The 9,105-nt window shown below is 75.1% G+C and carries 8 protein-coding genes and 1 pseudogene; 3 read left to right on the top strand and 6 right to left on the bottom strand.

Features of this window, described 5'->3' with window-relative positions:
* The 4 genes from ABZY91_RS25595 to ABZY91_RS25580 form a co-directional block, all read right to left on the bottom strand.
* A partial coding sequence (locus ABZY91_RS25595) for a choice-of-anchor A family protein (protein WP_355405401.1) occupies positions 1 to 1,195 on the bottom strand: 1,195 nt, incomplete at its 3' end.
* Between the two features lie 225 nt (positions 1,196 to 1,420).
* Entirely contained in the window at positions 1,421 to 1,672 is a 252-nt protein-coding gene (locus ABZY91_RS25590; RefSeq protein WP_329879091.1) for a hypothetical protein, read from the bottom strand.
* Positions 1,673 to 1,862: 190 nt separating this feature from the next.
* Entirely contained in the window at positions 1,863 to 2,273 is a 411-nt protein-coding gene (locus tag ABZY91_RS25585; protein ID WP_329879092.1) for a (2Fe-2S) ferredoxin domain-containing protein, read from the bottom strand.
* A complete protein-coding gene (locus ABZY91_RS25580) occupies positions 2,270 to 4,300 on the bottom strand; it encodes a heavy metal translocating P-type ATPase (RefSeq protein ID WP_355405400.1) in 2,031 nt (676 codons plus the stop codon). Before ABZY91_RS25580 ends, ABZY91_RS25585 begins: the two co-directional genes overlap by 4 nt.
* A 91-nt stretch (positions 4,301 to 4,391) precedes the next feature.
* Between ABZY91_RS25580 and ABZY91_RS25575 the strand changes: the two genes are divergently transcribed.
* Positions 4,392 to 4,742 (top strand): metalloregulator ArsR/SmtB family transcription factor, encoded by a 351-nt coding sequence (locus ABZY91_RS25575; protein ID WP_329879094.1) that lies wholly within the window; start codon positions 4,392 to 4,394, stop codon positions 4,740 to 4,742.
* Between the two features lie 54 nt (positions 4,743 to 4,796).
* On the opposite strand, the gene ABZY91_RS25570 is transcribed toward ABZY91_RS25575, so the two are convergent.
* Entirely contained in the window at positions 4,797 to 5,165 is a 369-nt protein-coding gene (locus tag ABZY91_RS25570) for a helix-turn-helix domain-containing protein (protein ID WP_355405399.1), read from the bottom strand.
* A 106-nt stretch (positions 5,166 to 5,271) separates the two neighbouring features.
* Between ABZY91_RS25570 and ABZY91_RS25565 the strand changes: the two are divergent.
* Positions 5,272 to 5,934: pseudogene (locus tag ABZY91_RS25565) on the top strand (NAD(P)-binding domain-containing protein); the annotation flags it as partial.
* 105 nt (positions 5,935 to 6,039) lie between these two features.
* Here ABZY91_RS25565 and ABZY91_RS25560 read toward each other — a convergent pair.
* Complete coding sequence (locus tag ABZY91_RS25560) at positions 6,040 to 7,695, bottom strand: FAD-binding dehydrogenase (protein ID WP_329947594.1); 1,656 nt, start codon at positions 7,693 to 7,695, stop codon at positions 6,040 to 6,042.
* A gap of 381 nt (positions 7,696 to 8,076) precedes the next feature.
* On the opposite strand from ABZY91_RS25560, the gene ABZY91_RS25555 reads away from it, so the two are divergent.
* Positions 8,077 to 9,021 (top strand): SGNH/GDSL hydrolase family protein, encoded by a 945-nt coding sequence (locus tag ABZY91_RS25555; protein ID WP_329879097.1) that lies wholly within the window; start codon positions 8,077 to 8,079, stop codon positions 9,019 to 9,021.
* Positions 9,022 to 9,105: the final 84 nt, after the last annotated feature.

Here is a 9,105-nt window from a genome sequence, read left to right as displayed (position 1 = left end):
CACCGTTCGTCTCCTCCCACAGCTCGAACACGCCACCCGCCAACGGCGCCGCCGTATTCGCATCCGTCTTCAACACCCGCACCTCACCCGTCACCGGAGGAGTGCCGCAGGCGGGAAGGTCGCCGTTGAAGGGCCAGGCGTGGAACTCCTGGCCGCCGCCTCCGGTGGCCAGGCTGGTGTGGTTGAGGGTGCCGGCGGTGAAGAACCGGCCGTTGACGCCCGCGAGGGTCACGGTGGTCACCGAGGCCTGCTCGCCGATCAGGAAGCTGCCCTGGAACTGGCCGGTGCCGCCCAGGCTGACGACGGAGGCGTCGGGGAAGTTCCACAGCAGGTGGTCGCGGTAGGCGTTGAGCGGGTCGTCGGTGTCGTTGATGCCGCCGCTGAAGGTGTTCAGGGCCCGGGTGGCGCCGAGCACGTTGACCAGGATCGTGGCGCCCGTGGGGATGTTCGCGAAGACGATGCCCTGCTGGCCGCCGGTCGGGCCGGTGAGGTTGAAGTCGACGTTGAACACCTGGAGCGCGGAGCTGCCGTCCCCGGTGAACAGGGTCTGCCCGCCCTCGTTGACGGCGGTGCCGGTCGGGGTCCGGGGCGTGCCTCCGACCCGGGCGTAGCAGTCGGACGCGGAGGTGAGCTGGTCCCGCAGGCCGCTGTAGGGCTGTACGGCGTTGGGGTCGGTGACCAGGGTGCCGGTCACGGTGCCGGTGACGGGGCCGGCGTGCCGGACGACTCCGCCCTCGGCGACCAGGGTCTGACCGGGGACGACGGTGACGCCGCCGCCGGTGGTGAGGAAGTCCGCGCCGTCCGGCGGGGGCACCCGGGAGCCGACGCCGGCGATGCCGACGTTGTAGATCGAGCTGACCCCCACCTCCTTGGCCTGGCTGAAGTTGTTGAGGACGACGACGCGTCCCTCGGCCTCGGCGGCGCGGCCGGTCACCAGGAAGTCTCCGCCGACGAAGACGTTGATGCCGTTGTCCCGACCGGCGAACGGGCCGTTGTTGATCGAGCTCGGGTAGGGGTTCGGGCAGTCGCCCGGGACGCACGGCCCCAAGCCGCCGGGGAGCGGGGCCGCCACGGCCGTGACCGCCCCGGGGCCGAGGGCGAGCACCGGGACGAGGGCCGAGATGACGGTACAGGGGACGGCGAGTGCTCCGGCGCGTCTGCGGACGCGGGAGAGCAGTCGGTTGAAGGAAGCCATAGTCGTAGCGTCCGGCAGCTGCGCGGATCGGGTCACCGGTGAGGTGGCCGTCTACGCTGATGCGGTGACCAGCCGCACCCTTACAGTCCAACCGTCACCCGGGCGGCGGGCACGCGCGGGGAGCGTGGAGCGTCCGCACCGGACGACCTGTCAGCCGGCCGGACCGCCCGGTCCGCGGACCGGCCCGCGGACCGCCCTTCGGACCGCCCTGCGACCCGGCTCCGCTCAGGCGGACTCGTCCCACGGCGAGGGGGCGCGGTTGCCGGTCCCGTCGCAGGTGCGGCAGATCTCGTCGCGGTAGGCGTGCTTGGCGCCACCGGCGTCGACCCGGTAGCGGACGTAGACGCCGGTCCCGTCGCAGAGGAAGCAGTTCCCGCCGCCGCCGCCCACCTCGGTGGTGCCGGTGCCCTGGCAGGTCCGACAGCTGAGGCCGGCGGTGCGGCCGGTGCCCGCGCAGATGCGGCAGACCGTGGTCATCGTCTTCCTCCCGGGTCGGAACCAAGGTCATGCTAGGCCCTGCGCTCCCCCGGAAACCCCGGACCGTCGGCTTCGGCCTGCTTTCGCCGGGGCCCTCGGCACTGTTCACCGCCCGTTCATCCGGCGCGGAGGGACGCCCCTGCCCGACCCCGAGGCCCGGCCGCACCCGGCGGCACCCTGGTCCGGCGGGTCAGCCCGACAGGCCCTCGCGGACGCGGCGGGAGACGGCGATCTGCTGGAGGTCGAGCATGCCCGGGGGGTCGGCGAGGCCGGGACCGCCGGCCTGCACCCACTCGGCTATCTCCTCGATCATGTCGTCGGCCAGGACCCAGCCGAGCCAGACCGGCCGCCCCCCGGCCGCGCGGCCCTCGCTCGACGGGCCGACCACCACGACGTTCGAATGCGCGCACGTGTCGAGGCACTTGACGGCCCGGACCCGGCCCGATGCCCCGACGGCCGTACGCAGCCGCTCGTACTGGCCGGTGTGGTCGATGCCCGGGTGCTTCTGCTCGGTGCCGCAGCAGCAGCCCCGGCAGACGGTGACGGTCACGGGGGAGGCCGGGCCCTGCCGGCCGGTGTGCTCGCGGTCTCGGCGGCTCATGGTGTCTCAGCTCTCCTCACGGCGCGGGGCCTCGTGGTGCGGGCCTCGGCGGGCGGGGCCTCGTTCTCCAGGGCCCGCCGCCACGCCCGTTCGCGCAGCAGCCGCAGGCCGTTGAGGCCGACGACCACGGTGGAGCCCTCGTGCCCGGCGACGCCGAGCGGCAGGGGCAGCGTACCTGCCAGGTCCCAGACGACCAGGAGGGTGATGCACGCACCGGCGATCACCAGGTTCTGCACCACGAGCGTGCGGGCCCGCCGGGAGAGTGCCACCACGGCGGGGAGGGCGGTCAGCTCGTCGCGGACGACGACCGCGTCGGCGGTCTCCAGGGCGAGGTCGGAGCCGGCCCGGCCCATCGCGACCCCGCTGTGCGCGGCGGCCAGGGCGGGGGCGTCGTTGACGCCGTCGCCGACCATCAGGACCTTCCGGCCGGCGTCGGCCAGCGCGCGGACGGCGGCGACCTTCTCCTGCGGCAGCAGCCCGCCCCGGACGTCGGTCAGCCCGACCTCATGGGCCAGGTGGCGGGCGGCGCGCGGGTTGTCGCCGGTGAGCAGCACGGGCGGGCGGCCGGTCAGCGCGGTCAGGGCCCGGACGGCGGCGGCGGCCTGTTCGCGCGGGCGGTCGGCGAGGCCGAGGACGCCGACGGGTTCGCCGTCGCGGAGCACCAGGACGGCGGTGCGGCCCGCGGCCTCCAGGGCGACGACCTCGGGGTGTTCCCGGTAGGGGCCGGGGGCGCCCACGGCGACCACCGCGCCGTCCACGACCGCCCGCACCCCGACGCCCGGGGTGGCGGTGAAGTCGGTGGCCGGCGGGACGCCGGTACCGCGTTCGCGGGCGGCGGCGACGACGGCGCGGGCGAGCGGGTGCTCGCTGGGGTGCTCGGCGGCGGCGGCGAGTGCCAGCAGGCCGTGTTCGGTGCCGCCGCCGAACGGGCGGACTTCGGTGACCCGGGGCGTGCCCTCGGTGAGGGTGCCGGTCTTGTCCAGGGCGACGGCGTCGACCTGGCCGAGTCGTTCCATGACGACCGCGGACTTGACCAGGACGCCGTGCCGGCCGGCGTTGGCGATCGCGGAGAGCAGGGGCGGCATGGTGGCGAGCACCACGGCGCACGGCGAGGCGACGATCATGAAGGTCATGGCGCGCAGCAACGTGCCGGAGAGGTCCGCACCGAGGGCGAGCGGGACGGCGAACAGCAGCAGGGTGGCGGCCACCAGGCCGGCGGCGTAGCGCTGTTCGACCTTCTCGATGAAGAGCTGGGTGGGCGCCTTGGTCTCGGACGCCTCGGTGACCATGGCGACGATCCGGGCGATCACGGTGTCGGCGGCGTCGCGTTCGACCCGGACGCGCAGCGCGCCGGCGCCGTTGAGGGTGCCCGCGTAGACCTCGTCCCCGGCGGCCTTGGGGGCGGGGAGCGGTTCGCCGGTGATGGTGGCCTGGTCGACGTCGCTCGCGCCGTCGAGGACGCGGCCGTCGGCGCCGATCCGCTCGCCGGGGCGGACCAGCACGGTGTCGCCGACGGCGAGTTCGGTCGTGGGGACGGTTTCCTCGGTGCCGCCCCAGGGGCCGGTCACGGCGCCGTGGCCGTCCTCGCGCAGCCGGGTGGCGGTGGCGGGGGCGAGGTCGAGCAGGCCGCGGACCGAGTCGGCGGTGCGGGCGGTGGCCAGGGCCTCCAGGGCGCCGCTGGTGGCGAAGATGACGATCAGCAGGGCGCCGTCCAGGACCTCGCCGACGGCGGCGGCGCCGAGGGCGGCGACCACCATCAGCAGGTCGACGTCGAGGGTCCGCTCGCGCAGTGCGCGCAGTCCGGCCAGGGCCGGCTCCCACCCGCCGGCGAGGTACGCGACGGCGTACAGCGCGCCGTACGCCCAGCCGGGGCCACCGGGCAGCTGGACGGCGAGCGCGGCCAGGAAGGCGACGAGGCTCGCCGCCGCCCAGCGCGCCTCGGGCAGCGCGAGCACGCGGGTGCGGTGCGGCGCCGGTGCGGCGGGCGGGGCGGCGGTGGGCGGGCGGGTGAGCACGGTGGCGGGCATGGGCGTCACGATACAGGAACACATGAACACACCTTCATGTGTTCATATGGACGGCCGGCCCGCCCGAGGACCCGCCCCGTAGGATTCAGCCATGGGACACTCAGCCGCCGAGAACGCCGTGCCGCAGATGCGCCTGGACGCGTCCAACGCGGCCAAGGTGGCCAGTACGCTCCAGGCCCTCGCCACCCCCTCGCGCCTGCTGATACTCGCCCAACTCCGCGAGGGCCCCCGGGCCGCCACCGAGCTCGCCGACGCCGTCGGCATGGAGCAGTCCGCCTGCTCCCACCAGCTCCGCCTGCTCCGCAACCTCGGCCTGGTGGTCGGCGAACGGCGCGGCCGCTCGGTCGTCTACTCGCTCCACGACGAGCACGTCGCCGCTCTCCTCGACCAGGCCGTCTACCACGTCGACCACCTCCGCCTCGGCCTCACCGACGACCGCTGAGACCCCCGGAGGCCGCCGCACGGCACCGCCCGCCCCGCCGCGTCACCGCCACCTTCACCGGGGGGACTCCTCCGCGCGGTCCTGGGCCGCGAGGACGGCGTCACCGTGCCGGGACCCCCAGACGCCCAGGGTCTCCAGGGCGGGCAGGAGGGTACGGCCGAGCGGCGTGAGCGCGTACTCGACGCGGGGCGGGGACTCGGGGTAACTACACCTCTCCACAAGGCCGTTGTGTTCCAGCCGACGCAGCGTCTCGGTGAGCACCTTGGCACTGATGCCGCCGATCCGGGTGCGCAGCGCGCCGGGGCGCCTGGGTGCGTCGCGCAGCGCCCAGAGCACCACCGGGCTCCAGGTGTTGCCGAGCAGGTCGAAGGCCGCCCGGGCCCGGCAGTCGGCCAGGTAGGTCTGGCCCGGAATCTCGTCCACCGCTCCCCCAGAGTTCGTCGGTCACGCACCGATCGGTAACCGACGGCGCTCCTAGTGTCATCCCGAATCGACCGAACGGGGCCGAACAGGCCGGACGGACAGGAGACTTCGCATGCGGATCGGCATCATCGGGGCGGGGAACATGGCGCGGGCGCTCGGCGGGCAGTGGGCCCGGGCCGGGCACGAGGTGGTGTTCGGCGCACGGTCGGCGGCGCGGGCCGCCGAGGCGGCGCAGAGCGCGGGTGCGCGGGCGTGGGTGGTGGCCGGCCCGGCCGCGGCGGCGGAGTTCGGCGAGGTGGTGCTGCTCGCCGTCCCGGCCGACGCGGTGGAGGCGGTGGTCGCGGCGGCGGCCCCGCCCGCCGGGCGGGTGCTGGTCGACTGCACCAACCCGATCGCCCCCGGCCCGATCGGTCTCCACCTCACCACCGCCGGCGGCCCGTCGATGGCCGAACGGATAGCCGCCGCCGCTCCCGGCACCCACGTGGTGAAGGCGTTCAACGCCTGCCACGAGAGCGTCTGGCGGCTCACGCCGCCGGTGTTCGACGGCCGCCCGCTCGCCGTGCCGCTCTGCGGGGACGACCCGGGGGCGCTCGCCCTGGTCGGCCGCCTCACCGCCGACCTCGGTGCGACGCCGGTGACGGCCGGCCCGCTGGCCCGTGCCGGGCTGCTGGAGGCCGCCACCGCGTTCGCCATCGGCCTCTGGTTCGCCGGTCACGACGCGCAGGCCGTCCTGCCGCCGCGGCAGTACTCGGGCGTGCCCGCCGCCTGACGCGGGGCCGGGGCGGCCCCGGCGGCGGCACGGTCACCGCCGTCGCACCGCACACCGCCGTCAGGCCGCCGCCGCTGCGCCGCCGTCCCCGCCACGCCGCCGCCACTACCCCGTCGCCTCCGCCGCGGCGCGCCCGGCGGCGCGGCCGGAGAAGAGGCAGCCCCCGAGGAAGGTGCCCTCCAGGGAGCGGTAGCCGTGGACGCCGCCGCCACCGAAGCCGGCCGCCTCACCCGCGGCGTAGACGCCGTCGAGTACCGAGCCGTCCGCCCGCAGGACACGCGACGAGAGGTCGGTCTCCAGCCCCCCGAGGGACTTCCGGGTGAGGATGCTCAGCCGGACGGCGATCAGCGGGGCGGCGTCCGGGTCGAGGATGCGGTGCGGGGCGGCGGTGCGGATGAGCTTGTCGCCGAGGTAGCGGCGGGCCCCGTGGATGGCGGTGACCTGGAGGTCCTTGGCGAAGGGGTTGGCGATCTGGCGGTCGCGGGCCTCGACGACGCGGCGCAGTTCGGCCGCGTCGATCAGCTGGGCGCGCGCCTTGGCGTTCATCGCACGGGCGAGGTCGTGGAGGTTGCCGGCGACGACGAAGTCCGGCCCGTGGTCGAGGTGGGCCCGGACGGGGCCGGGGGCACCGGGGAGGGCGCGGGCGAGGACGCCCCGCACGGACCGGCCGGTGAGGTCGGGGTTCTGCTCGGAGCCGGAGAGGGTGAACTCCTTCTCGATGATCCGGCGGTTGAGCACGAACCAGGTGTGGTCGTGCCCGGTGGTGCGGATGTGTTCGAGCGTGCCCAGGGTGTCGAAGCCGGGGAAGAGCGGGACGGGCAGCCGGCGGCCGAGGGCGTCGAGCCAGAGCGAGGACGGACCGGGCAGGATGCGGATGCCGTGCCTGGCCCAGACCGGGTCCCAGTTGGCGATGCCCTCGGTGTAGTGCCACATCCGGTCGCCGTTGATCAGGTGGCCCCCCGCCTCGCCGGCGATGCCCAGCATCAGCCCGTCGACGTGGGCGGGGACGCCGGAGAGCATCCGGTCGGGCGGGGTGCCGAGCCGGGCCGGCCAGGACCTGCGGACCAGCTCGTGGTTGCCGCCGATGCCGCCGGAGGTGACGATCACGGCCTGGGCACGCAGCTCGAAGTGGCCGGCGACCTCCCGCGAGCTGGCCTCGCCCCGGGCCGCGCCGCTCGGGACGAGCACCTCGCCGGTCACCGTGTCGACGGCGCCGGCGCTCCCGGACAGGCCCGTGACCCGGTGGCGGAACCGGAGGTCGACGAGTCCGCGCGCGGCGGCGGCACGGACCCGGCGGACGAACGGTTCGAGCAGTCCGGGGCCGGTGCCCCAGGTGATGTGGAAACGGGGGACGGAGTTTCCGGGACCGTCGGCGAGCTGTCCGCCGCGCTCGGCCCAGCCGACCACGGGGAAGAACCGGACACCCATCGCGTGCAGCCAGGCCCGCTTCTCGCCGGACGCGAAGTCGACGTAGGCCTCGGCCCAGCGGCGCGGCCAGGCGTCCTCGGGGCGGTCGAACCCGGCGGTGCCGAGCCAGTCCTGCCGGGCGAGGGCGGGCGAGTCGCGGATCCGCATGCGGCGCTGCTCGGGCGAGTCGACCAGGAAGAGCCCGCCGAAGGACCAGTGCGCCTGGCCGCCGAACGAGGCCGCGGGTTCCTGGTCGAGCAGGATCACCTTCCGTCCGGCGTCGGCGAGTTCGGCGGTCGCGGCGAGGCCCGCGAGTCCGGCTCCGATGACGATGACGTCGGCGTCCAGGGCCATGCGGGCTCCTCCATCGGTGCTCCGGCCGTGCGCGGTGCTGTTGCCCGCGGGCCGTGCGCGTGCGGGCCCGCGGGCGGCGGGGGTGCCGTGCCCGTGGGCGGTGCGGGTGCGCCCGATACTGCGGCCTGCGGCGGGGCCCGTCAACAGGTCGGCGGCCTGCGGGGGCCGTGACGAACGGCAGCGTGAATTCCGCTCCACCCCGTTTCGGAAATACCTTCGATACGCCGTGGAGCGAAATTCGAAATACCTCTGACGGATTTTCGGGTGTTTCCGCGCAGACCATGGACGAATACGAAACCCGGAAGTAACTTACCTTCCAGTAGCTGTGGCCAGGCTCGCACGACCCCCCACCCCACCCGTTTCTCTCCCCCAGGAGGAACCGTGCTCCGCCCTGCCCGGAACCGCCGCACGACCCGTACCTCCCGGAAGCCCGCGCTGCTCGGCGCCGCCGCACTGGGCGCGGCCCTCGCCCTGACCACGACCGGCGCGCAGGCCGCGACCCCCGCGCCCCGGCACTACGTCGCGCTCGGCGACTCGTACGCCGCCGGTGCCGGCGTTCCGGGCCAGTCGGCCGGGCTCTGCCTGCGCTCCGACCGCAACTACGGCCACCTGGTCGCCGCCGCCCTGCGCGCCGGCGCGTACACCGACGTCACCTGCGCGGCGGCCAAGGTGAAGGCGATGACGCAGCCGCAGTACGACGCCTTCATCCGGGTCAACGACCCGCAGCTGAACGCGGTGACCGCCGACACGGACCTGGTCACTCTCGGGATCGGCGGCAACGACCTGGGCGTCACCGACCTCGGGATCGGCGAAGTGGTCGGCGCCTGTATCGCGGGCGCGGTGGTCAACCCGCTCGGCACGCCGTGCAAGGACCTCTACCACCACGGCCACTGGGACTGGTCCAGCTGGTCCTGGCAGTACGGCAACGACGACCTCGCCGACCGGGTCGCCGCCGCGGCCCCGCAGGTCGCGGACACCCTGAAGCGCATCCGCGCCAAGGCCCCGAAGGCCCGGATCCTGGTGGTCGGCTACCCGTCCGTGCTGCCCGCCGACGGGGCGGACTGCGTGCTCCGCCAGCCCATCGCCCCGCGCGACATCCCGTACCTGAACGGTGTGCTCGGCAAGCTCAACGCCATGCTGGCGGCCACCTCCGCCGCCAACGGCGCCACCTTCGTGGACACCGCCACGCCGACCGCCGGACACGACGTCTGCTCGGACGACCGCTGGGTCGAGGGCGCACTGCCCGGCTCCCCGGCCGTCCCGTTCCACCCGAACGCCACCGGCGAGCGCGTCATGGCCGACGCCGTCCTCAACGCCCTCAGGTAGGGCCGGGGGAAGCCGACTTCACGCCGCCCACGGGGCGGGAAACCCCGAGGGGGGGGGGGCGGGGGGGCGGGGCCCCCCCCCCCT

The sequence above is a fragment of the Kitasatospora sp. NPDC002965 genome, assembly GCF_040611255.1.
In the GTDB taxonomy this organism is placed as follows: Bacteria; Actinomycetota; Actinomycetes; order Streptomycetales; family Streptomycetaceae; genus Kitasatospora.
The sequence above is the reverse complement of the archived record's forward strand: the minus strand, read 5'-3'. Positions and strand labels throughout refer to the sequence as shown.

What these genes read in the sequence shown, in the direction of transcription:
- ABZY91_RS25590 (WP_329879091.1), bottom strand. Translation starts at nt 1,672, where the DNA reads ATGACCACGGTCTGCCGCATCTGCGCGGGCACCGGCCGCACCGCCGGC.
- ABZY91_RS25585 (WP_329879092.1), bottom strand. Translation starts at nt 2,273, where the DNA reads ATGAGCCGCCGAGACCGCGAGCACACCGGCCGGCAGGGCCCGGCCTCC.
- ABZY91_RS25580 (WP_355405400.1), bottom strand. Translation starts at nt 4,300, where the DNA reads ATGCCCGCCACCGTGCTCACCCGCCCGCCCACCGCCGCCCCGCCCGCC.
- ABZY91_RS25575 (WP_329879094.1), top strand. Translation starts at nt 4,392, where the DNA reads ATGGGACACTCAGCCGCCGAGAACGCCGTGCCGCAGATGCGCCTGGAC.
- ABZY91_RS25560 (WP_329947594.1), bottom strand. Translation starts at nt 7,695, where the DNA reads ATGGCCCTGGACGCCGACGTCATCGTCATCGGAGCCGGACTCGCGGGC.